22 protein-coding genes are annotated in these 23,183 nt (G+C 65.7%); 12 read left to right on the plus strand and 10 right to left on the minus strand.

Translation table 11 applies throughout. The features are described from left to right. Positions 1-467: 467 nt before the first annotated feature. Positions 468-686 (minus strand): hypothetical protein, encoded by a 219-nt coding sequence (locus C8J43_RS06350; protein WP_060526483.1) that lies wholly within the window; start codon positions 684-686, stop codon positions 468-470. A gap of 196 nt (positions 687-882) precedes the next feature. Between C8J43_RS06350 and C8J43_RS06355 the strand changes: the two genes are divergently transcribed. From C8J43_RS06355 to C8J43_RS06365, 3 genes are all read left to right on the plus strand, one after another. Then, positions 883-2,400 (plus strand): fumarate hydratase, encoded by a 1,518-nt coding sequence (locus C8J43_RS06355; RefSeq protein ID WP_133030208.1) that lies wholly within the window; start codon positions 883-885, stop codon positions 2,398-2,400. 171 nt (positions 2,401-2,571) lie between these two features. After that, entirely contained in the window at positions 2,572-3,072 is a 501-nt protein-coding gene (locus C8J43_RS06360; RefSeq protein ID WP_133030209.1) for a hypothetical protein, read from the plus strand. Between the two features lie 69 nt (positions 3,073-3,141). Continuing rightward, entirely contained in the window at positions 3,142-3,636 is a 495-nt protein-coding gene (locus C8J43_RS06365) for a DUF2501 domain-containing protein (protein WP_133030210.1), read from the plus strand. Positions 3,637-4,435: 799 nt separating this feature from the next. Here the strand turns inward: C8J43_RS06365 and C8J43_RS06370 are convergent. After that, complete coding sequence (locus C8J43_RS06370) at positions 4,436-5,020, minus strand: hypothetical protein (protein WP_243645452.1); 585 nt, start codon at positions 5,018-5,020, stop codon at positions 4,436-4,438. Between the two features lie 112 nt (positions 5,021-5,132). Between C8J43_RS06370 and C8J43_RS06375 the strand changes: the two genes are divergently transcribed. Continuing rightward, positions 5,133-5,510 carry a PRC-barrel domain-containing protein gene (locus C8J43_RS06375; protein WP_056051762.1) on the plus strand — a complete coding sequence of 126 codons (378 nt, stop codon included), beginning with the start codon at positions 5,133-5,135 and terminating at the stop codon, positions 5,508-5,510. Positions 5,511-5,518: 8 nt separating this feature from the next. On the opposite strand, the gene C8J43_RS06380 is transcribed toward C8J43_RS06375, so the two are convergent. Together C8J43_RS06380 and uvrB are read right to left on the minus strand one after the other, a co-directional pair. After that, positions 5,519-6,868 (minus strand): PQQ-dependent sugar dehydrogenase, encoded by a 1,350-nt coding sequence (locus tag C8J43_RS06380; protein ID WP_133030211.1) that lies wholly within the window; start codon positions 6,866-6,868, stop codon positions 5,519-5,521. A 264-nt stretch (positions 6,869-7,132) separates the two neighbouring features. Beyond that, positions 7,133-9,331: an excinuclease ABC subunit UvrB gene (gene uvrB, locus C8J43_RS06385; protein WP_133030212.1), complete on the minus strand. Its 2,199-nt coding sequence runs from the start codon at positions 9,329-9,331 to the stop codon at positions 7,133-7,135. Between the two features lie 166 nt (positions 9,332-9,497). Between uvrB and C8J43_RS06390 the strand changes: the two genes are divergently transcribed. Beyond that, complete coding sequence (locus tag C8J43_RS06390) at positions 9,498-10,328, plus strand: ferredoxin--NADP reductase (protein ID WP_060526489.1); 831 nt, start codon at positions 9,498-9,500, stop codon at positions 10,326-10,328. Positions 10,329-10,498: 170 nt separating this feature from the next. Further along, the gene (locus C8J43_RS06395; RefSeq protein WP_133030213.1) at positions 10,499-10,885 is read left to right on the plus strand and encodes a VOC family protein; all 387 of its coding nucleotides are present in this window, start codon (positions 10,499-10,501) and stop codon (positions 10,883-10,885) included. 290 nt (positions 10,886-11,175) lie between these two features. Here C8J43_RS06395 and C8J43_RS06400 read toward each other — a convergent pair whose 3' ends face one another. Then, the gene (locus tag C8J43_RS06400; protein ID WP_133030784.1) at positions 11,176-12,339 is read right to left on the minus strand and encodes an MBL fold metallo-hydrolase; all 1,164 of its coding nucleotides are present in this window, start codon (positions 12,337-12,339) and stop codon (positions 11,176-11,178) included. A gap of 119 nt (positions 12,340-12,458) precedes the next feature. Between C8J43_RS06400 and C8J43_RS06405 the strand changes: the two genes are divergently transcribed. Beyond that, positions 12,459-14,039, plus strand: coding sequence for an amidase (locus tag C8J43_RS06405; RefSeq protein ID WP_133030214.1), 1,581 nt, complete (start codon positions 12,459-12,461; stop codon positions 14,037-14,039). Between the two features lie 121 nt (positions 14,040-14,160). On the opposite strand, the gene C8J43_RS06410 is transcribed toward C8J43_RS06405, so the two are convergent. Both C8J43_RS06410 and C8J43_RS06415 read right to left on the minus strand, forming a co-directional pair. Continuing rightward, on the minus strand, positions 14,161-14,565 hold the full coding sequence (locus C8J43_RS06410; RefSeq protein WP_133030215.1) for a DUF4345 domain-containing protein: 405 nt from the start codon (positions 14,563-14,565) through the stop codon (positions 14,161-14,163). Further along, entirely contained in the window at positions 14,562-15,020 is a 459-nt protein-coding gene (locus C8J43_RS06415; RefSeq protein ID WP_093398747.1) for a DUF2721 domain-containing protein, read from the minus strand. The genes C8J43_RS06410 and C8J43_RS06415 overlap by 4 nt, the downstream gene beginning before the upstream one ends. A gap of 91 nt (positions 15,021-15,111) precedes the next feature. On the opposite strand from C8J43_RS06415, the gene C8J43_RS06420 reads away from it, so the two are divergent. Beyond that, positions 15,112-16,209, plus strand: a complete 1,098-nt coding sequence (locus C8J43_RS06420; RefSeq protein ID WP_133030216.1) for a GNAT family N-acetyltransferase — start codon at positions 15,112-15,114, stop codon at positions 16,207-16,209. On the opposite strand, the gene C8J43_RS06425 is transcribed toward C8J43_RS06420, so the two are convergent. Then, positions 16,194-16,874 carry a tRNA (guanine(46)-N(7))-methyltransferase TrmB gene (locus C8J43_RS06425; RefSeq protein WP_133030217.1) on the minus strand — a complete coding sequence of 227 codons (681 nt, stop codon included), beginning with the start codon at positions 16,872-16,874 and terminating at the stop codon, positions 16,194-16,196. The two genes, C8J43_RS06420 and C8J43_RS06425, sit on opposite strands and share 16 nt — an antisense overlap. A 65-nt stretch (positions 16,875-16,939) precedes the next feature. On the opposite strand from C8J43_RS06425, the gene C8J43_RS06430 reads away from it, so the two are divergent. The 4 genes from C8J43_RS06430 to C8J43_RS06445 all read left to right on the plus strand — a co-directional run bounded on the left by C8J43_RS06430 (position 16,940) and on the right by C8J43_RS06445 (position 19,969). Continuing rightward, positions 16,940-17,764, plus strand: a complete 825-nt coding sequence (locus tag C8J43_RS06430) for a formate/nitrite transporter family protein (RefSeq protein WP_133030218.1) — start codon at positions 16,940-16,942, stop codon at positions 17,762-17,764. Then, a complete protein-coding gene (locus tag C8J43_RS06435) occupies positions 17,764-18,393 on the plus strand; it encodes a phosphatase PAP2 family protein (RefSeq protein WP_133030219.1) in 630 nt (209 codons plus the stop codon). Before C8J43_RS06430 ends, C8J43_RS06435 begins: the two co-directional genes overlap by 1 nt. Before the next feature lie 94 nt (positions 18,394-18,487). Next, positions 18,488-18,772, plus strand: a complete 285-nt coding sequence (locus tag C8J43_RS06440) for a hypothetical protein (protein ID WP_133030220.1) — start codon at positions 18,488-18,490, stop codon at positions 18,770-18,772. A 117-nt stretch (positions 18,773-18,889) separates the two neighbouring features. After that, a complete protein-coding gene (locus tag C8J43_RS06445) occupies positions 18,890-19,969 on the plus strand; it encodes an AI-2E family transporter (protein ID WP_133030221.1) in 1,080 nt (359 codons plus the stop codon). A gap of 390 nt (positions 19,970-20,359) precedes the next feature. Here C8J43_RS06445 and metK read toward each other — a convergent pair whose 3' ends face one another. After that, positions 20,360-21,577, minus strand: a complete 1,218-nt coding sequence (gene metK, locus C8J43_RS06450) for a methionine adenosyltransferase (RefSeq protein WP_133030222.1) — start codon at positions 21,575-21,577, stop codon at positions 20,360-20,362. A 71-nt stretch (positions 21,578-21,648) separates the two neighbouring features. Then, a complete protein-coding gene (lnt, locus tag C8J43_RS06455) occupies positions 21,649-23,181 on the minus strand; it encodes an apolipoprotein N-acyltransferase (RefSeq protein ID WP_133030223.1) in 1,533 nt (510 codons plus the stop codon). Positions 23,182-23,183: the final 2 nt, after the last annotated feature.

Here is a 23,183-nt window from a genome sequence, read left to right on the forward strand (position 1 = left end):
TGATGCAGGGATGCTGGCAATGAAAGCGGGCTGGAATGATCGCAGGGTCATTCCAGCCCGCTCTCGTTTCACACGGTAAGTCTGTCGCCGCGTGTGCGTGTTGGCAGCGCGCACGTCCGGTCATGACCTCGTCCAGACGTTGGCCGTTTGCCCCGCGCGACCAACGACCAAAAAAGCGGCTCGCCGGGAGATCCGCCGAGCCGCCGAGGGTCCGTCCAGGGAGCTTCACTTCGCCTTGACGTTGCGACTTTGTAATCCACATCGCTACGATGGGAATACGCTGAACTATTGATCGGCGACGAGACGCCTTAAAAACAAGACGAGATTTTGGACGGTCAATTAGAGGGAAAAGCCGTTAGCAAACATTGCTTGCGCAACGACTGAAAACTCCCCCGGTATGGGGGAGTAATATTTTCAACTCTGCGAAAAGCCAGCGATCGTCTTGCCCCGCTCGCTGACCGATGCGCTTATTGGGCGTTCGTCGTACCATTCGATAGCTCGGCATTGCCGATGTCTGCATCATTGGCGGTATCGATGCCATCGACCGCCGAGAAGTTCGCATCCGACTCTTCGACCACCGTGTTCGTCTCGACGGAGCTGGTGTTGGCCGTATCGGCAGTCTTGTTGCAGGCAGCGAGGCCAAGGCCGAGGACTGCAAGTATCGGTACGAATGCGATCTTCTTCATGGATAATCTCCGGTTGATCCAGGCCGAGCGTCGTGTTGCTGTGTGCAACAGGGTGTTTCGGTAGCAAAGGCTACAAGGGACCGACATCGCGCGCAATACCCTATCGAACGAATGGGATATCGACGAAGCCCGCGCGCTTCCTCCGCGTCGCGAACGCCGTTAAGATGCGCACACATCCGTATCTCAAAGGCGCTGCATGACCGTCATCACCGAAGCCGACCTGATCGAAAGCGTTGCCGACGCACTCCAGTTCATCAGCTACTACCACCCGATGGATTACATCCGCGCACTGGGCGTCGCGTACGAGGCCGAGCAGAGCCCCGCCGCCAAGGATGCGATCGCGCAGATCCTGACCAACAGCCGGATGTGCGCGGAGGGCCACCGCCCGATCTGCCAGGACACCGGGATCGTCACGATCTTCGTCAAATGGGGCCAGGATTGCCGCCTCGACTCGACCCGCTCGCTTCAGGAAGTGATCGATGAGGGCGTGCGGAAAGCCTATCTCAACCCCGAGAACAAGCTGCGTGCGTCGATCCTCGCCGACCCCGCCTTCACCCGCCGCAACACCAAGGACAACACGCCGAGCGTGATGCATGTCGAGATGGTGCCCGGCAACACCGTCTCGATCGACGTCGCGGCGAAGGGCGGCGGCAGCGAGAACAAGTCGAAGTTCAAGATGATGAACCCGTCCGACTCGATCGTCGACTGGGTGCTCGAGATGATCCCGCAGATGGGCGCCGGCTGGTGCCCGCCCGGCATGCTCGGCATCGGCATCGGCGGCACCGCGGAAAAGTCGATGATCCTCGCCAAGCAGTCGCTGATGGGCTCGATCGACATGGCGCAGCTGAAGGCGCGCGGCCCCAGGAACGACATCGAGGCGCTGCGGATCGAGATCTACGACAAGGTCAACGCGCTCGGCATCGGCGCGCAGGGGCTGGGTGGACTTTCGACTATTCTCGACGTGAAGATCTTCGACTGGCCGACGCATGCCGCGTCGAAGCCGGTGGCGATGATCCCGAACTGTGCCGCCACGCGCCACGCGCATTTCGTGCTCGACGGCTCGGGCCCGGTGTATCTGGAAGCGCCGAAGCTGGAGGAATGGCCCGACGTCAACTGGACGCCCGACAAGGCCGCGATCCGCGTCGATCTCGACACGCTGACGCCCGAAGTCGTGCAGACGTGGAAGCACGGCGACCGCCTGCTGCTCAACGGCAAGATGCTGACCGGGCGCGATGCGGCGCACAAGCGCATCAAGGACATGCTCGATGCGGGCGAGCCGCTGCCGGTCGATTTCCGGGGTCGCGTGATCTATTATGTCGGGCCGGTCGATCCGGTCGGCGAGGAAGTTGTCGGCCCGGCGGGACCCACTACGGCGACGCGCATGGACAAGTTCACGCGGATGATGCTCGACCAAGGCCTGCTGGCGATGGTCGGCAAGGCGGAGCGCGGGGGCGATGCGACCAAGGCGATCGCCGAGGCCAAGTCGGCGTATCTGATGGCGGTCGGCGGCGCGGCATATCTGGTCGCCCGCGCGATCAAGGGTTCGAAGGTCGTCGGCTTTGCGGATCTCGGGATGGAAGCGATCTACGAGTTCGAGGTCAGCGACTTCCCGGTGACGGTCGCGGTCGATTCCGCGGGCGAGAACGTCCACCAGCTCGCGCCTCTGGTCTGGCGGGAGAAGATCGCGCGTGAGGGGTTGCTGACGCCAGCATGACGACCCGCGCACGCAGAAGGGGGCAGGGGCCCGTCCGGTGGGTCGTGGCCCTCCTCCTTCTGCTTGCCGTCGCGGTCGTCCACGCGCCGCAGTTGCTTGCGTTTCCGTATAAGCAGCACGTCGGCACCGTCACCGTCTATGCCGAGCGTCCGATCGATCCGCGGATCGCCAGTGAACTGGCGCGCGCGGAAGGGTTGTTGCGCACCAGTCCGATCTACAAAAGGGCCGCTCGATCGGTCGCTGTTCCTGACGGACGGCGGCTGGCGATGGCGCCTTCTGGCGATCCAGTCGCCGGGCGCCTTCGCGTTCCGCCGGCCGTTCAGTTCGGCGATCGTCTTCAACCGCAGCAACATCGCCGCGGATCGCGTGACGAACGGTCGTGCGGTTGGCGGCATTCGCACGCTGTCCGGCGTGATCGCGCACGAGATGACGCACATCATGATCGCCAACCACCTTGGCGAAGTACGTAGCGCGATACTCCCGACCTGGGAGCAGGAGGGGTATGCGGATCATGTCGCGCGCGAGAGCAGCCTGACGGACGCGGAGGCCTCTCGTCTTCGCAAGACCGATCCGGGCGCGCCGGCGCTCGTCTATTACGACGCCCGGCGACGGGTCGCGGCAGCGTTAGGCGCCAAGCGCGGATCGGTCGACGCGTTCTTCGCGGGCGATTGAACGAAGCCGAGTTCGGAACGCACCCCGGCCAGTCCTGTTGGTAACACGACCTTATCGGAGCTCCGTATCATGCCCAAGACCGCAATCGCCCTCGTCGCAGCCTTCGCCCTCGCGACTTCCGCATCGGCCCAGACCAGCGCACCCGAGTCGGCATCGACGCAAAATGGCCTTGGCGGTCTGGGTGGACTTGGCGGCTTGGGCGGCTTGCTCGGTGGTGCGTTGCCTAGCGTCGGATCGATCGGTGCCGGGAACGCGGCTGGCCTGCTCGGGTATTGCCTGAAGAACAATCTGCTCGGGCAGGGTGGTGCGCTTGGTGCGCTGACCGGTGGGCGGAATGCACCGCGAGCGGGCAGCACCGCGAAAGCCCCGGCGACCGGCGCGCAATCGATCCTCCAGCGACTGACCGGACGGCAAGATGTGCAGACGTCGCCGGGCTATGCCGCCGGACAAGACGGCGAAGTGCAGGCGCCGAACGGGCAGGCGTTTTCGCTCGACGACCTCGGCGGGCAGGTGAAGACGCGGATGTGCAGCATCGTCCTCAATCGGGCGAAGTCGTTCCTGTAGGGGCAGTTACGGACCAAGGGCGGGGGGCGGCAACACGCGTAGCAGGTCGAGCTGCGTGCATCAGCAGCCCACTCGGTCCCGCCTACGTCCCGTCATCCTGACGAAAGTCAGGATCCAGAGTACCAAATGCAGCTCTTTGCGACCCTGGATCCTGACTTTCATCAGGATGACGGCGCAGGGGGGGCGCGCACTTGTGACGCTTCGGCTGCTGCAGCTTCGGCCCTATGCACGTTTGATTGCCTCGTCCTCGGCCGTAAAGCGGAACACAGGAGATGACCGGTGGGGAGGGAAAGCTAGCACCCGCTCGCCCGTGCCTGCCGATATCGTCAGCTAGGCGCAGTGGGAGCGGCTTCGAAGACGGCGGCATCGTTAGCTCACGCAATGTGGTCGTAAATGGCACCTGGATCGACCACCGCCGCCAACGACCACCCCACAAACGAAAAGAGGCTGCCGGATCGTCTCCCGACGACCCGACAACCTCCTGACATGGTCAGCGGCCGGAGAGCTCCAGCCCGGAGGACCATGCGTACCGCCTATCCTATGGACCACGTGTTGACTGGGAGAGGATACTCCCCACGCGGACCGGCGGACTTAGCAGTGCGTCCCCCGAACGAACCGAACCGAACTCACTGCTGAACCATGAGACATCGGATCACCTCCTTTCGCTTGTTGAAACAACGCGGCCAAGCCTGACCGCAACGCCAATGTGTGCCGACCGCGCCTGCTATACAAGCCTTGTTTTACGGAAGTTTTCGGGCAATCCTGTGCGACTGCCAGCCACCCGCTGACTCGATCGAAATCAGCCGCGGCAATCCTCGGTGACGCGCTCGATCTCGGCCCAGGCGGGCACGACGAGCGGCGGTAGGCCGGGCTGCTGGACGACGAACCGCCCGCGACTGAACCCCATCGCCTCCAGCAACGAGTCGTTCGGCATCAGCGCGGCCGCGACATAGGGCGGCGTGCCTCCGGTCGGCTGGACCGACACGGCGCGCGTCACGCTCGACGTGCGGATTGTCAGCGGCGTCGCCGTGCTCCCCGCGCGCGACAGATAGATCGCGCGCGCAGCTGTATCGCAGCGCAGCGTGAGCGACGCATCGGCATTGGCCGGTCCGAACAGTGCGATCGAGCCGCGCGCATCGCGGCGATACACCCATGTCCCAGGTGAATACAGCCAGTCGCGCCAATCGGCGGCGATCGGTACCGGGCGCGGCGCCGGCGCGGGGGGCCGCGCCACGGTGCGCGGCGGAGGCGGCGGTGCTTCAGCCCGCGGCGGCGGGACACAGCCGGCGATCGACGCGAGCGCCGCCAGGCCGGCAAGACGCGCCAGGACGCGGGGGCTGGCAAGCGATCGCAAGCCGACGAGGGAAGGGGACGGGGTGCGCATCGCATCGCTATGCGGCACGCCCGGCGGCCGCTCAAGTACGACGAAGCGCGCTAGCCGGGAACCGCCGCACGGTGATACCGGTTCAGCGACGGAAGAAATCAGGAGAACGTCCATGTCCGACACCGCCGCCCAGACCCCCACCCAGCTGCTCGTCCAGTCGAACATCTCCGGCACGATGAAGGTCGAGAGCCGCGATGGCGACAACGTCGGCTCGGTCCACGCGTTCATGGTCCACAAGGGCACCGGCCGCGTCACGCATGCCGTGCTCAGCCTCGGCGGCTTCCTCGGCATGGGCAAGAGCTTCTACCCGCTGCCGTTCTCGCTGCTCCAGTTCGACGCGGTCCGCGACCTCTACGTCGTCACGATCGACAAGCGCGTCCTCGAAGGCGGCCCCAGTTGGGCGAACAACGCACCGGTGTTTGATCAGGCCTATGCCGACCGTGTGGCAAGCTATTACGGATCGAGCAGCGAGGATCTCGTCGTCGGCTGAGCCCTGCGCTACCCTTGGTCGATGCTGAATATTTCGCCATCGTCGTCGACGATATAGGCCTGACCATCGCTGGCGACGCCGAACGAAACCGGGCGATCGATCGTGCCTTGATCGGGCGCAAAATCCTCGTTGCGCCGCTCCAGCATCGGCCCCTCGATCGTCCCGGCACGGCGCAGTGGATCGGCGGGCGTCGTGAACAGGGCGCCGTTGCGATCGGCGAAGACATAGACGCCCGAGAGCGAGGCGATCGTTGGCGACCCCACGAATCCGCCGACGATCGCTTGGCCGAAGCGCGTACCGCCGGTGTGCGGATATTGGATCGACGGGTCTACGATGTCGGCCGGAGGGGTGCCGTGGACGATCTTGGTCCCTTCCTTGAACGGCCAGCCGAAATTCGTCACGGGCGCGCCGAGCGGCAGGAAGTCGACCTCCTCGGCGACATCCTGTCCGCTGTCTGCGATCAGCAGGCCACCGCTATAATACGCGCCGCCGTTCGGATTTCGCAGGCCTTTCGCGATCGCCGAAACCAGGAAGAACTGCGGAGAGGCTCCGGCATAGGGATCCGGATTGTTCGTCACGCGAAGGATCTTCCCCAATCGGGACGATGAGTCCTGCGCGCTGCCAGCCGGGTCGCCTGCGCCACCGGCATCGCCCGTCGCGATGATCAGGTTGCCGGCGTCGTAGCCCAGCCAACCCCCGCCGGGATATTGAGGCGCGGACACTGCCAGCAGCGGACCGCTATTATCCGGGACAGTCGGCCCCGCTTGGTTGCGGAGATAGCGCTGAACGATCAGGAACCCGTTGGGGTTCGTGAACATCACGTGGAAGATGCCGGTGGTGGTAAACGTCGGCGCAACCGCCAGTGCGATCATCCCGCGGTCGCCGGTTCCGACATTGGCGACCTGATAGAACAACGTCCGCGCACCCGTCTGCGGGTTCAAATCGTAAATCGCGCCGGATCGTTCCGCGACCAGCATCCGCGTCGCACTCAGGCTGGCGATCGCGACGGGGTGGATGAAACCGGTTGCGACACGGTGGACGGCGATTCCCTCCTTGCTGTTCGTCACGGTGACCTGAAGGGCGATCGTGCTGGTTGCCTGACCGTCGCTTGCGGTCAGCTGGACCAGATAGACGTTGTTTCCGTCGAGGTCGGTCGGCAATCCAAAATTCGGCGGTGCCACGAAGCCGAGCTGGCCGGTTCCGTTCAGCGTGAACTTCGCGGCATCCACGCCGCCGCTGATCGCGTAGGCGACCGGGGCGCCCTCGGGATCGGTTGCAGCAGCCTGATAGACGATGGCCGTCGTATTCTCGACCACGCTCACCGCATTGGCCGATGTGAAGACCGGGGGCGCGTTCACGGGAGCGGGGGTCGGCGTCGGGGCCGTGGGAACGGTCGGCGAACTTGCCGAATCGCTACCGTCACAGGCCGTCAGCAGTAAGGCCGCGATCGGCGCCGTGATCGCGGCAACTGCTGCCCACGGACGCGATGCGCCGCGCGAACGCGCGACGGCTTTGATGGTAGCGATAATCGTTACTCCCCAGAACCCGGCCCCCGCCGGATGAGCGACGCTACCGTGGATCCGGGCGGACGCCAAGGGGCGGGGCGACCGAAGTTCGACCGATTATCGCGACCGCAATCCCCCCATCCGCATCTTCTGGCTTTTGCCGTAGCGCGTCTTTCGCGTGCCCGGCTTGCCCTCGTTAGAGCGCCCCATGACCGGCGCTTTCTGCTGGTCGACCGGGAGGCCGAGCTCCTCGTTCTCCAGCTGGCGGATCTCGTCGCGCAATCGCCCGGCGGTCTCGAACTCGAGATCGCTCGCGGCCTTACGCATCTGCTTTTCGAGATCCTCGATGTACGCGCGCAGATTGTGCCCGACCATGTGCGGGCGGTCTTCGTCGATCGGGATCGTCACCTGATCCTGGCTCGCGACGTGTGCGATGATGTCGCCGATGTTGCGGCGGATCGTCGTCGGGGTGATGCCGTGTTCGGTGTTGTACGCGACCTGCTTCTCGCGACGGCGCGACGTCTCGTTCATCGCGCGCTCCATCGATCCGGTGACGCGGTCGGCGTACAGGATCACGCGGCCGTCGACGTTGCGCGCGGCGCGGCCGATCGTCTGGATCAGCGACGTCTCGGAGCGCAGGAAGCCCTCCTTGTCCGCATCGAGGATCGCGACGAGCCCGCATTCGGGGATGTCGAGCCCCTCGCGCAACAGGTTGATGCCGATCAGCACGTCGTAGACGCCGAGACGGAGATCTCTGATAAGTTCGATGCGTTCCAGCGTTTCGACGTCGCTGTGCATGTAGCGGACTTTTATCCCCGCCTCGTGCATGTATTCAGTCAGGTCTTCGGCCATCCTTTTGGTCAGGGTGGTGACTAGGGTGCGGTAGCCGAGCGCGGTCGTTTTGCCGACTTCGACGATCAGGTCCTGGACCTGTTCCTCGACCGGCTTGATCTCGACGGGCGGATCGATCAGCCCGGTCGGACGGATGACCTGTTCGGCGAACACGCCGCCGGTCTGCTCCATCTCCCAACTGCCCGGGGTTGCCGAGACATAGGTCGTCGGCGGCCGCATCGCGTCCCATTCGTTGAAGCGCAGCGGGCGATTGTCGATCGCACTCGGCAGGCGGAAGCCGTATTCGGCGAGCGTCAGTTTGCGACGATGATCGCCGCGCGACATGCCGTTGATCTGGCCGATCGTGACGTGGCTCTCGTCGACGAACAGCAAAGCGTTGTCCGGGAGATATTCGAACAGCGTCGGCGGCGGCTCGCCCGGCATGCGGCCGGTGAGGAAGCGGCTGTAATTCTCGATCCCCGCGCAGGAGCCGGTCGCGGCGATCATTTCCAGATCGAAGTTCGTGCGCTGCTCCAGCCGCTGCGCCTCCAACAGCTTGCCCTCCAGCACCAGCTCCTTCAGCCGCTCGGCGAGCTCGTGCTTGATCGCCTCGCCCGCCTGCTTGAGCGTCGGGCCGGGCGTCACGTAATGCGAGTTCGCATACACCCGCACCGAGTTCAGCGACGCGACCTTCTTGCCGGTCAGCGGATCGAACTCGATGATCTCCTCGATATCGTCGCCGAAGAACGAGATGCGCCACGCGCTGTCCTCGTAATGCGACGGGAAGATCTCCAGCGTGTCGCCCTTCACGCGGAAATTGCCGCGCTGGAACGCCGCGTCGTTGCGCTTGTACTGGAGCGCGACGAGCTTTCGCACGATCTCGCGCTGGTCGACCGTCGTGCCCTTCTTGAGGTCGAAGATCATCGCCGAATACGTCTCGACCGAGCCGATACCGTACAGGCACGACACCGACGCGACGATGATCACGTCGTCGCGTTCGAGCAATGCGCGGGTGGCGGAATGCCGCATCCGGTCGATCGACTCGTTGGTCGAGGATTCCTTCTCGATGTAGGTGTCGGAGCGCGCGACATACGCCTCGGGCTGGTAATAATCGTAATAGCTAACGAAATATTCGACCGCGTTGTTGGGGAAGAACGACTTCATCTCGCCGTACAACTGCGCGGCCAGGATCTTGTTCGGCGCGAGGATCAGCGCGGGGCGCTGGACGCGGTTGATGACGCTGGCCATCGTGAAGGTCTTGCCCGAGCCGGTGACGCCGAGCAGCACCTGGTCCTTCTCGCCGTCGCCGATCGCTGAGACGAGTTCGGCGATCGCAGTGGGCTGGTCGCCCGCGGGTTCATACTCGCTGACGAGGTTGAACCGCTTGCCGCCCTCGACCTTGTCGGGACGCGCGGTCGGGCGGTGCGGGACGAAGCTTTCGCCGGTTTCGGGCTCGGCGAGACTGGTGCGGATCTGAATGGCCATCGAGGGGGAATATGGGGAACATACGGTGAGTCGGCAACGGCCACGGGACCTGTTTGGGCGATGCCAAGTTTAGCTGTTGTTGACCCGTCCGGCTCGCGCCCATAATGCGACCGTTTCGCAAGCCATCGATCCGCCAGCGCCCGCGCGCAGGCCAAGGAATAGACGCATGACCGCCCCGACCGTCGAAGCAACCCGCGCGCCCGCGCTGATCCCCGAGACCCCCGCGTTCCTCAACGCCAAGGTGCTGTGGGTACGTCACTGGAACGAACATCTGTTCAGCTTCGCGATCGAGCGGCCCTCGACCTTCCGTTTCCGCTCGGGCGAGTTCGTGATGATCGGTCTTCCCCAGGAAGGCGGCAAGCCGATCATGCGCGCCTATTCGATCGCTTCCCCGCATTATTCGGAGGAACTGGAGTTCCTGTCGATCAAGGTCGAAGACGGTCCGCTGACCTCGAAGCTCCAGCTGATCCAGCCTGGCGACGAGGTGTATCTCGGCAAGAAGCCGACGGGCACGTTGGTGCTCGACGCGCTGCTGCCGGGGAAGCGGTTGTTCATGTTCTCGACCGGCACCGGCCTCGCGCCGTTCCTCAGCCTGATGCGCGACCCCGACGTCTATGCTGCGTATGAGCAGGTGATCGTCGTGCACAGCGTGCGCCGCGTGAGCGATCTCGCCTATCACGACGAGATGGTCGGGCTGCTCTCGGAGGATCCGCTGATCGCCGACGAGGCGCAGACGCAGTTCCACTACATCCCGACCGTGACGCGCGAGCCGTTCCGCACCACGCGGCGGATCGGCGCGCTGATCGAGGATGCGTCGCTGTTCGGCCACCCGGTCCGCGGCGAGCAGAAGCTCAACCCCGAGACCGACCGCGCGATGCTGTGCGGCTCGACCGAGATGATCAAGGAGTTCGCGGTGATGCTCGAGGCGAATGGCTTCGAGGAGGGCGCGAACTCGAAGCCGGGTACGTTCGTGATCGAGCGCGCTTTCGTCGGGTAATCCACGACCGCAACGCTAGCTGTTCCCCCGCGAACGCGGGGCCCAGGGATTACATCACTGCCGCATGCCGGGAGGGTTCGGGCCTGGACCCCCGCCTTCGCGGGGGAACAGCTAGTTGCGTCCCCGCGTAACCCTCCGATATCGCTCCTTATTCATAAGAGGAGAGACCCATGATCGGTTACGCGACGCTCGGCACCAACGACATCGATTCGGCGCTCGCGTTCTACGATGCGCTGTTCGCGACGGTCGGCGGCAAGCGCCTGATGCAAATGCCTGACGCGCGCCAGTTGACCTTCTACGGCGCGGGCCCCGGCAAGCCGATGCTGGTGATCGGCAAGCCCTATGACGGCGCAGCCGCGACCGCGGGCAATGGCACGATGGTCGCGTTGGCAGCGGATTCGCGCGAGCAGGTCGACCAGGTCTACGCCAAGGCGATCGAACTGGGCGGTGCCGACGAAGGTGCTCCTGGCACGCGTGGCCCTGAGGAAATGGGTTTCTACGGCGCGTATTTCCGCGATCCGGACGGCAACAAGCTCTGCGTGTTCAAGATGGGGTGAAGTGCATGCTGGGTTCGGCGCCTATCGCGTCCGAGCGGGTACACCTCCCCGGCGAAGGCCGGGGCCCAGTTGGGGAACGTCGCTAACTTAACGCGGTCTTTCGTTACTGCGACCTTTCCAACTGGGCCCCGGCCTTCGCCGGGGTGGTCGGATGTGGAGCCGGCGTTACGCTTCTCTCTCGTTGTCTCCCGCGAAGGCGGGAGCCCAGTCTGGGTCCCCGCCTTTGCGGGGAAACAGGCTTACTTGGTCGCAGGGGATACCCGCCGAACAGCTTCGGGGTGGCGGAGGAATTAACGGAGTGCGCGAACCTGCGGCGTATCGAGACACTTGAGCAACGCTGCCCGAGACATTGGCGTCACCGCCGCAGGCTTCACATACCCCGCAACCTCCGTCGTCCGCCCGATCGCCACCGGCGCGAACCCAGTCTGCCCCGTGCACCGCATCGCCGCCGCCAGCAGCTTCGGCGGCGTATCATACCCCTCGAACGACAGTCGGAACGTCCCCCAGTGAATCGGGATCGCGTGCGCCGCGCCCAGTCGGCGATAGACCTCGACCGCATCGACTGGCCCGATATGGCTGCCCGACTCCATCTGCCCGTCAACGAACCGGAACGCACCGATCGGGATCAGCGCCAGCCGGACCGGCCCGAGCGCCGCCGCTTCGACCGGCCATCGGCCGTCACCCATCCCGGTATCGCCCGCAAAGAACACGTTCCCGCCCGGCAGCGTGACGACGAAGCTCGACCACAGCGCGCGATTGCGATCGGTGAACCAGCGGCTGCCCCAATGATGGTTGCGTGTCACGGTGACAGCAACGCCTGACTTGATCGCCACTCGCTGCCCCCAGTCGAGCGAGGTCGCCTGCGCGCCGGTCTGGCCGATCACGCTGTCGTTGCCCAAACTGGTGACGATGCGCGGCCGATCGCGCTGCCAGAGCCGCTTGAGCGTCGCCTTGTCGAGATGGTCGTAGTGATTGTGGCTGACCAGCACGAGGTCGATCCTGGGCAGCGCATCGAACGCGATCCCCGGCTCGGCGACACGACTCGGCCCCGTGCCGAGCGGCCCGGCCTTCTCCGCCCAGACCGGATCGGTGAGGATGTTGAGCCCCTGCGTCTGGATCAGCACGCTCGCATGGCCGACCCACGTCACGACCATCCGTTCGCCCTCGACGCGGGCGGGCGGCGCGATGCGGTTCACTGCGACCGATTTCGGCCACGGAGGCCGCCCATCGCTGCCGGTGAAATAGCGCCAGAAGAAGCTCGCACGACCGCCACCGGCGGGCTGAATCTGCTGCGTGTCGGCGTCGTTGTCGGGATTGGCGAAGTGCGCGCCGTCGAAATGGCCGCTCGCCGGTCCGCGATAGTAGATGCGGTCGAGGAAGCGTGGGACGATCGTCACCGCCAACGCGACGACCACGACCGCCAGCAGCACGACGCCCCCGACGATCTTCAACACGAGACGCACGCCATTCCCCTATCCGTTGCTGGTCCGTAACGCATCGTGTCGAGCATCGTTCAGACCGCTTGGCGCAGGCCCGCAACCCCGATAGCCTCGCGCCAAAGGGGATTCGCAAAATGCGTAAGTTTATCATCGGGATATTGCTCGCGACCGCGCTTCCAGCCGTCGCGAGCGCCAAGACGGTCGCGGTCGAGGAACAGTCGATCGACCAGCTCCAGGCGGCGATGACCGCTGGTAAGGCGAGCAGCGTCGACCTCGTCCGCGCCTATCTCGGGCGGATCGCCGCGATGGATCGCAAGGGCCCGACTCTCCGCGCCGTCATCGCGCTCAACCCCGACGCGCTGGCGCAGGCCAAGGCGCTCGACGCCGAGCGCAAGGCCGGGCGCATCCGCGGGCCGCTCCACGGCGTGCCGGTGCTGATCAAGGACAATGTCGAGACCGCGGATGCGATGCCGACCACTGCGGGCAGCCTCGCGCTGAAGGACAATCTCACGCGTCGCGACGCACCCGTGGTCGCGCAACTCCGCGCGGCGGGGGCGGTGATCCTCGGGAAGACCAACCTCAGCGAATGGGCGAACATCCGCTCGACCCGGTCGATGAGCGGCTGGAGTGCGGTCGGCGGCTTGGTCAAGAATCCCTACGCGCTCGACCGGACCGCGTGCGGATCGTCGAGCGGCTCGGGCGCGGCGATCGCGGCGAGCTTCGCGGCGGCGGCGATCGGCACGGAGACCGATGGCTCGGTGGTGTGTCCGTCGTCGCTCAACGGACTGGTCGGGTTGAAGCCGACGCTCGGCCTCGTGAGCCGCACGCATGTCGTGCCGATCAGCCACAGCCAGGATACGCCGGGGCCGATGGCGCGGAGCGTGCGCGACGTCGCGACGCTGTTCTCGGCGATGATCGCGGCCGATCCTGTCGATGCCGCGACCGCGGGGGCAGGGGCTTACAAGCGCGACTATGCGGCCGGGCTTTCGACCAGCGCGCTGTCGGGCCTGCGCGTCGGCGTGATCCGGCCGGAGATGACCGCCGACCTTGCGGCGAAGTACCAGGCCTCGCTTGATGTGCTGAAGGCTGCGGGCGCGGTGCTGGTCGAAGTGAAGCAGCCGAAGCTCGATGGGCTTGGCGAGGCGGAATTGCTGGTGCTCCAGACCGAGTTGAAGGCCGATCTCGACACCTATCTCGCGACCACGCCCGCAGCAGTCCGCACGCGGACGCTCGATCAGGTCATCGCGTTCAACACCGCCAACGCAGGCACCGAAATGCCCTTCTTCGCGCAGGAGACGTTCGAGGCCGCGGCGAAGACCAAGGGGCTGGACGATCCGGCGTACAAGGCAGCGCGCGCGAAATCGTTGCGGCTGGCGGGTACGGAGGGGATCGACGCGATGCTCAAGGCGGCGGGCGCGAGCGTACTGGTCGAGCCGACCTACGGCCCCGCGTGGCTGAGCGAACCTGTGTACGGCGATCAATACGGTGGCCCGAGTTCGAGCGGACTGCCGGCGGTGGCGGGGTATCCGAACCTGACCGTGCCGATGGGGCTAGTCCGCGGACTGCCGGTCGGCCTGTCGTTCATCGCGACGAAGTACGGTGACGCGGCGGTGCTGGGTGCCGGCTATGCGTATGAGCAGCGGGCGAAGGTGCGGGTCGCGCCACGGTATCTGCCGACCGCCGATGTCGGGGCAGGGATGGAGGCTTCCCGCTAGTATGACCCGGTTGGTCTGCTGGCCGCCAGACCGCGCTGCCGCACACGTTCCGTCATCCTGACGAAAGTCAGGATCCAGAGCCAGGAGGTCCGTACTGCGTGACCCTGGATCCTGACTTTCGTCAGGATGACGGCGAACTGGCAGCCCGGTTCGCGAAATTCCACTGCCAGAGCATCAGCAACGGCACGACCACCGTCTCCATGACCAGTCCCAGCACGTGGCCTTGCGACGGCACACCCACCGCGAGTAGCGAAATCCCCCGCGAAAGCCCGCCGACGAAGATCAACCCGCCGAGCAACCGAAACCGCGGCCCTTTGCGCTCGATTGCCGGAATGCAGCTCAGAAACCCCAGCCCGGTGGCGAAGAAGATCCCCGAGATGTACCGGAAATGGCTATCGAGATCGCGCGGAACGTCGGCGAGATGTCCGAACGGCGCCGGCCCGTGCAGCACGCCTTGGCCACCGACGATCAACGGCAACAGGCACGCGACCGCGATCACGGCTTGCAGCAGGCGCTTCTCGATCACGACAGGTCCTTCAGCAATTCCGGCCGGATCCGGAAGGCCCTCAACGACATCCTGACCTCGAAGATAAACGATACCAAGGCCGCGATCAGCAGGATCATCGCGAGGATGAAGCACAGCGCGACCGCCGTGCCGAAATGCAGCTTGGCGAGTTCGGCGATGAACAGCAGCGCGATCAGCACGCAGGTCATGATCGCGCTCGACACCGCCAGGAACAGCGCCGCGTTGATGATCGTCATCCGCCGGTCGAGCAACCGCAGCTCCCAGCCGTAGCGCGTCCGATCGGCGGCCGAGAAATTGGGGTGCAACTGTTCCAGTTTTCGCGCGCGATCGATCACGCGCGACAGACGGCCGGCGAGGACGTTGAGCAACTGGCCGATGCCCGCCAGCATGAAGACCGGGGCGAGCGAGAGCTGGATCGTCTGGGCGATCGTGGAGATGGCGGGAATAATCGGCATGCCGCCATCATGATGGGGAATGCCCGATTGCAAAAGGGGCGATTGCAAAAGCGCATGCAATCGTAACCTTCTGCGCGGTATCAGACGGGCAATGTCCAAGCCGATGCTCCTGGCCGACTTCGTCCGGCTTCCCTCCAACGTCCGCGGCGACGTGGTCGAGGGTCTTGCTGCCGCGATCGACATCGTCGCGGAGCGAGGCGCGCAGAGCCACCGTTTCCTCCGCTTCGGCTGGTACGCCGCCGCGCTCGCCGCGTATGGCGGACAGGCGAGAACGCTGGTCGTGACCCAGGACGACGCACCTGTCCTGACGCTGCCGTTCGTTCCGCTCGGTCCCCGTGCGCTCGATATGGCGGCTATTCCCGGCTGTTACTGGCCGTTCCGCAGCTTCGGCGTTGCGCTCGAAATGGGCGACGCGGCGTTGAAGATCGCGTTGTCGACGCTGGCGGGTCACGTCAACGGTCTGAGGATCGGTCCGGTCTACGATACCGATCCCGCCGCCGCCGCGCTGATCGCCGCCGCCCGTGCGAATGGCTGGGGCGTGATCGACCGCGCGATCGGCGACAGCTGGTCACTCGATCTGGCGGCGGCCACCGCAGAGCAACCCTGGCCACGCAAGTCGACCTTGCGGAAAAATCGCTTCCACGAAAAGCATCTCGCCGAACACGGCACGCCCGACTGGCGCTTCCTGTCCGAGACGGCGTGGCCCGCTGCGTTCGCGGATCTCGGTACGGTCGAGCAGACGAGCTGGATCGCGCACGCCACCGATCGCACGGGCATGAAGTTCACCGCCGACGGCCATCTCGCCTTCTGGCAGGCCGCGGTCGCCGATCCGGTGCTTGCCGCGATGTTCCGTGCCGCGCTGCTGACGATCGACGGCGTGCCTGCCGCCTTCTCGTTCGACATCGACACCGGCGACCTCCTGTACGCGATCGCCAACAGCTACGACCCGCGCTTTGCCAAGCATTCCCCCGGCAAGCTGCTCTACTGGCGCAACATGGCAGCGGCGCTCGCGCGCGGCACGCGCCGCATCGACTGGGGTTCGGGCGACAGCGGCTACAAGAAGGTGATCGGCGCGAAGGTCGACGCGCCGATCCGCGACTGGATCCTGCTCAGGCCGGGCGTGCCGGCACTGGCCGGGCGTCTGCTCGGCTCACTGTGGCGGCGAAGCGGAACTCACACCCGCAGGTAGCGGAAATACCAGACCTCGTGGCCCTGCCGGCGTGCCTTGCGTTCGTACCGCGTCTCGGGCCAGTCGTCGGGGCGGGTCAGGAAGTCGTGCGGGGTTTTCGCCTGCCATGCGAAATCGCGACGCGCGTTCATGATCATCATCGACCAGCGGCAATAGGTCGGGTCGTCGGTGCCGAGGCGGAATTCCGCGCCGGGCTTGAGCTTGGCGGCGATCGTGTCGAGCGGGCCGTGGTTGACCATGCGGCGCTTGGCATGGCGCGCCTTCCGCCAGGGATCGGGATGCAGCAGGTACAGCCGGTCCAGGCTCGCGTCGGGCAGGCGTTCGATCACTTCGAGCGCATCGCCCATGTGCAGCCGGACGTTGGTCAGTTCGCCGTCGCGGATGTGTGCCAGCGCGCCGACGACGCCGTTGAGAAACGGCTCGCAGCCGATGAAGCCGACGTCCGGGTTCATCGCGGCCTGTCCCGCCAGATGCTCGCCCGCGCCGAAGCCGATCTCGACGTGCAGCGGGCGATTGTCGCCGAACAACGTCATCGCATCGATCGGCCCTTCCTCGGGCACCGACAGGTCGGCGAGCGTTTCCTCGACGAGTGCGGCCTGGCCGAGACGCAGCTTGTGGCCCTGGCGACGGCCATAGAGGCGGCGGATAACAGAAGGATCGTTCATCGCCGCGCGCTCTAGCGGGCGATTGCGCCGGAGCAAAGCATGACGCGAACCGTTACACGCTCGTAATGGTCGACGATGCATCCAAACCGCCCGGCGAAGACGTCGAGGACCTCAAGGCCGCCGATGCGCAGGACCTGCACAAGGCCGTGCGCGAGGCGGGCGAGGAAGAGCTCGACCGTCCGCTATCGTCGCTGTTCTTCTCGGGGCTTGCCGCGGGCATGGCGATATCGAGTTCGCTGATTACCGAAGGCGCGCTGCATCAGGCGCTGCCCGACACGCCATGGCGGACGATCGTCGTGTCGCTCGGCTATCCGATCGGCTTCCTGGTCGTCATCCTCGGGCGGATGCAGCTGTTCACCGAGAGTACGATCAGCGCGATGCTGCCGCTGGTGACGAAGCCGTCGAGCTGGGCGCTGAAGCGGACGATGCGACTGTGGGGCGTCGTGCTCGCGGCAAATCTGATCGGGACGGCGATTACCGGCGGCGCGATCGCGGCAGGGGTGCTTGGCAGCAGCGAGTTGCGCGGCGCGATGATCGAGGTGTCGATGCGGATCACCGAGCTGTCGGCCTGGGCGACGTTCGTCAACGCGATCCCCGCCGGATTCATGATCGCGATCCTCGCCTGGTCGCTGCCCAACGCGCGGCAGCAGGCGTTCCTGGTGATCTTCGCGATCACCTATGTCGTCGCACTCGGCGGGTTCAGCCATTCGATCGTCGGCTCGGACGAGGCGTTCCTGCTGCTGTTCTCCGGCCATGTCGGCGTCTGGCAGGCGTTGGTCGAATTGATACTGCCGGCGGTGCTCGGCAACTTGCTGGGCGGTGCGGGGTTGTTCGCCTTGCTCGCGCATGCACAGGTGCGCGGTGAGATGGACGGACAAGGCGAAAAGTGATGGGCAAGACCAAGAAAGCCGCGAAAGCCGTCGAGACCGCGGACCGCGAGGCGACGCACAAGGCCGCCGAGCACCGCGACGAACCGATGGTCAAGGCGACCGGGTTCCTCGCCGAGATCGGCGACCAGCCGCAACTCGTGGCGACCTCGATCGGCACGGTGGTGATCGGCCTGATCGCGCGCAGGCCGGACGTGATCCGCGGGGGTGTGCGGATGCTGGCGGCGCATGCGGCGGCGACCTTCGTCAAGTCGGCGATCAAGGCGTCGGTCGATCGCACACGCCCCGAAAAGGCGATCGAGGACGGCAAGGCGCGGTTCGAACCGGGCAAGAGCGACGAGCACGAACAGACCTCGTTCCCATCGGGCCACACCGCGGGCGCGGTGGCGGTCGCGCGTGCCGCGTCGCGCGACATCGACGGAGCCGGGACACCCGCCGCGTTGATCACCGGCGTGGTCGCCGTCGCGCAGCCGATCAATGGGAAGCACTATCTGTCCGACCTCGTCGTCGGCGCGGCGGTCGGCTGGATCGCCGAGGCGATGGTCAGCGCGGTGTTCGACCGGGTCGCACCGGTGATCGAAAACGTCGCCGCGGAAAAGCTGCCTTCTCTCGGCGCGCCAGCTAACGCTTGATTAGCCATACTTTTTTCGCGGATGGCGGTGTTGCGTGGAACCGTTACGAGCCCGTGACGGTTTGCGACCTCGTCATAACAGGGAAATCCGCATCATGAAGAAACTCGCCATCGCCACGATGATCGCCGCCATCGCACTTCCGCTCGCAGCCTGCGGCGGCAAGGGCGACGACAAGCTCGGCAGCCAGGTCGAGAAGGCCGCGGACAACCGCGCTGATTCGCTCGACGCGGCCGCCGACAACCTTGAGGACCAGGCCAAGGCTGTTCGCAAGGACGGCGAGCGCCAGTCCGACGCGATCGACGATGCCGATGTGAACGCGCAGGCGATGCCGCAGTCGCAGAAGGATGCGCTGGTCAACGGCAGCGAGAAGCTTCGCTGATAGCGCCCGGCGCATAGCTGCGCCGAAAGATGGGCCGTCCCCTGGTGAAGACCGGGGGGCGGCTTTTATTATAGGGTGTCGGCGGATCGCGGTGCGGCGCTAGAAAAGGGGTACGACATGATCGACAGGCGTCGACTGGAAACGGGGGGCTTCATCGTCTTCCTGGTGGCGATCACGGTAGCGTTGTGCGTCGTCGTCTCGACCTTCGCGGTGGCGTTGCTGTGGAGCGGGCTGGCGGCGATCCTGTTCCAGTCGCTCTACCAGTGGTTGCTCAAGCGCTGGCCGGGTCGGCGCAATCTCGCGGCGGCGATGACGCTGCTGATCATCTTCGTCGCGGTGATCGTGCCGACGCTGATCATCGGCAGCCTGATGATCGACCAGTCCGCCTCGGTCTACGCCAAGCTGCAAAGCGGCCAGATCAACTTCGGCGCGTATTTCCAGCAGATTCACGACGCATTGCCGCGCCGGATCCAGGGTGCGCTCGACAAGGCCGGGCTCAACAGCTTCGAACAGGCGCAGTCGCGCGTGTCTACCATCCTCGGCAACAGCGTCCGCTCGATCGCCGGGCAGGCGCTGTCGATCGGGCGCAACGCGGCCGCGTTCGTGCTGTCGTTCGGCATCGGGCTGTACGTGACGTTCTTCCTGCTGCGCGACGGCGACAAGGTGGGGCCGGCGATCCGTCGCGCTCTGCCGCTAGAGCATTCGGTGGCGATGACGCTGGTCGACAAGTTCGTTGCGGTGGTCCGTGCGACGATCAAGGGATCGGTGATCGTCGGTCTCGCCCAGGGTGCACTCGGCGCGGTGACGTTCTGGATCGTCGGGGTGCCGGCCGCCTTGCTGTGGGGCCTGCTGATGGCGCTGACGTCGCTGCTGCCGGCACTGGGGCCCGCGCTCGTCTGGGTCCCGGTCGCGGTTTATCTGCTGGCGACCGGCGCGATCTGGCAGGGCGTGGTGGTCGTTGTCTCGGGCGTCGTGGTGATCGGTCTGGCCGACAACATCCTGCGCCCGATACTGGTCGGGCGGGATACCGGCATCCCGGATTACATCGTGCTGGTGTCGACGCTCGGCGGGATCGAGGCGGTCGGGATCAGCGGCATCGTCGTCGGTCCGTTGGTCGCGGCGCTGTTCCTGACCGCGTGGCAGATTTTGACCGAGCAGCGGCATGCTCAGGTTACCGACGCCGTTCGTTCCGAGTAGCGGCTGAGCTTGTCGAAGCGGCGTATCGGTACGCAACTCGCCCTTGATGCCCCCTCTCTCCAAGGGGAGAGGGAGGGGCCCGCACGGCGAAGCCGGGTGGGAGGGTGAGGGGGAGTGAGGCTCCGACCCTCTCCCCAAAGCCCCTCACCCTTCCGTCGCCAAGCGGCTCCTCCCTCCCTCTCCCCGGCGGGGAGAGGGACTAGTAAGGCTCAATTTCCGCGGTGCGAACCAACCCCTCCCGTCATCCTGACGAAAGTCAGGATCCAGAGCCATGATGGACGCCGCCTGTTACCCTGGATCCTGACTTTCGTCAGGATGACCGAGTGAACAAAAAAGCCTCCCGCGGACTGGTCCGCGGGAGGCTTTTTCATATCACCAAAGGCATCGCTATCAGGCGACGGCAGCCTTCAGCGCGCCGACCAGATCGGTCTTTTCCCAAGTGAAGGTGTCGCCCACGGGCTCGCGACCGAAGTGACCATACGCCGCGGTCTTCTTGTAGATCGGCGCGTTGAGCTTGAGGTGCTCGCGGATGCCCTTCGGCGTCAGGCGCACGAGCTGCGGCAGGATCGCCTCGAGCTTGGCCTCGTCGACCGTGCCGGTGCCGTGCAGGTCGACATACACCGACAGCGGCTCGGCGATGCCGATCGCGTAGCTGAGCTGGATCGTGCAACGGCGCGCGAGGCCGGCCGCGACGACGTTCTTCGCCAGATACCGCGAGACATACGCAGCCGAACGATCGACCTTGGTCGGATCCTTGCCACTGAACGCGCCGCCGCCGTGCGGAGCCGCGCCGCCGTAGGTGTCGACGATGATCTTGCGCCCCGTGACGCCGGCGTCGCCGTCGGGGCCACCGATCTCGAACGCGCCGGTCGGGTTGATGTAGATCTTGGTCGCGTCGGAAATGAAGCCGTCGGGCAGCACGTCCTTGAACACGCCCATCACGTAGTCGCGCAGTTCGGCGTACTTGGCGGGATCGGGGTTCGTGCCCTTCTCCGAATAGCCCGGCGCATGCTGCGTCGAGACGACGAGCGCGGTCGCGGCGACCGGCGCTTCGTTCTCGTACGACAGCGTGACCTGGCTCTTGGCGTCGGGCTGCAGGAACGGCGCCACGCCCGAATGGCGATCGGCGGCCATCCGCTCGAGGATCTTGTGGCTGTAATACAGCGTCGCGGGCATCAGGCCGGGGGTCTCGTCGGTCGCGTAGCCGAACATGATGCCCTGGTCGCCGGCGCCCTCGTCCTTGTTGCCGCTCTCGTCGACGCCCATCGCGATTTCCGCGGACTGCGCGTGGAGGTTGTTCTCGAAGCGGAAGGTCTTCCAGTGGAAGCCGGTCTGCTCGTAGCCGATTTCCTTGACGGTGTTGCGCACCGCCGCCTCGATCTCCTCAAGCACGCCCGGGGCCCACTCGCCATTCTCGTAGATGCCCTTGCCGCGGATTTCACCGGCCAGGACGACGAGCTGCGTCGTGGTCAGCGTCTCGCAGGCGATCCGCGCCTGCGGGTCCTTGGCGAGGAACAGGTCGACGACGGTATCGCTGATCTGGTCGGCGACCTTGTCGGGATGGCCTTCGGAGACCGATTCGGAGGTGAAGAGAAAGGACTTGCGCATGAAACCTCTTCGCAAAGGCTCGCCAACAGAGGGTCGGGGAGCGACATATAAGGAAAGCTTTATATGACCTTCTAGCGACGCCGACGGCGCACGGCAACCGCGCTTGCAAGCATTAGCGCCGCGACGATCGCCGCCATCGCGTTGCCGACACGCGAGAACAATGTGGGGGGCAGCGCGGACGGCATCGGTTGCTCGATCGCGCCGGCGGTCTCGTGCGGAACGGTCGCGACGAGGCGGCCATCGGCGGCGATGATCGCCGAGATACCCGTCGGGGTGGCGCGGAGGATCGGCAACCCCTCCTCGATCGCGCGCATCCGGGCTTGCGCGAGATGCTGCGGCGGACCCCATTTGCCGAACCAGGCGTCGTTCGACGGGTTGAACAGGATCCGCGGGCGGTGCGCGCGATCGACCACGTCGCCCGAGAAAATGATCTCGTAGCAGATTTGCATGCCGATCGCGCCGAAGCCCGGCAACGTCAGGTTCGCAGGACCCTTGCCCGAGGTGAAGTCGAAGTCGCCGGGGACGAGCCGCGCAAGACCGAGCGGCTTCAGCAGCCACGGCATCGGGAGGTACTCGCCGTACGGCACGAGGTGCGCCTTGTCGTAGCGACCGCGCAGGCGCGCCTGTGCGTCGAGCGCGAACACCGAATTGGCCGCGCCCGAAATGCGGTCCTTGCCATCGAACTCGAGCGCGGTGCCGCCGATCAGCAGGATATCGTCCGGGCCGAGCAGCCGCGCCATCCGGCGGCGGAGATAGAGCGGGCTCGACCAGCCGTAAGCGTAGAAGGGGTAACCGTCCTCGACGTAATCGCGGACCACGCCCTCAGGCCAGACCACCAGACGCGGGGTGGTGCCACCTTGGCCACTGAGCTTTTCGAGCGCGGAGAGCACGCGCTCGCCGTCGGATTCATTGCGGTCCTCCTGGCCGATATCCGGTTGGACCACGCGGACCAGCGGTGTGCCGGGAGCGGGCGGCGGCGCATTGGTCCAGAGCGCGGACAGTGCGGCGAGGCTGAGGGCGGGAATGGCGATGGCGGGGAGGGTCCAGCGGCGTACCGCGAGCATCAGCAGCGCCCCAGCCGCCAATAGGGTCACGCCGGACAACGCGTAGGTGCCGATCCACGCGGACAGTCGCGCGACGCCGATCGCGGGCAGCCAGACGACGCCCAGCGGATCCCATGCGTAACCGGTGAACAGCGTCGCGCGGAGCCACTCGGTCGCGATCCAGGCAGCGCCGAAGACCAGCACGAACGTCGCATCGGGCGTGCCGGGCCGCCGTGCGATCCGCCAGGCGAGCGCGCCTGCGAGCATCGGGAACACTGCGAGGTACAGCGCGAGGCCGACCGCAGCGAAATAGCCCAGCACCGGCGGCATCGCATCCTGGAAGTCGAACGCGTGCTGGACCCAGTTGCTGTTGATCGTGAAATGCCCAAGCCCGAACACCCATCCGCGCCACAGCGCGCTGCGCAAGGTCGGCGCGTCGTGGACGAGCTTCATCCACAGCGCGAACGCGACGAGCGTCAGCGGCCAGAGATCGAGCGGGGCGAACCCGGTCGCGGCAAGCGCACCGAGGACAAGGCAGGCGAGGGCAGGGTAACGGTTCACGC

It is taken from the genome of Sphingomonas sp. PP-CE-1G-424 (assembly GCF_004341085.1).
In the GTDB taxonomy this organism is placed as follows: Bacteria; Pseudomonadota; Alphaproteobacteria; order Sphingomonadales; family Sphingomonadaceae; genus Sphingomonas.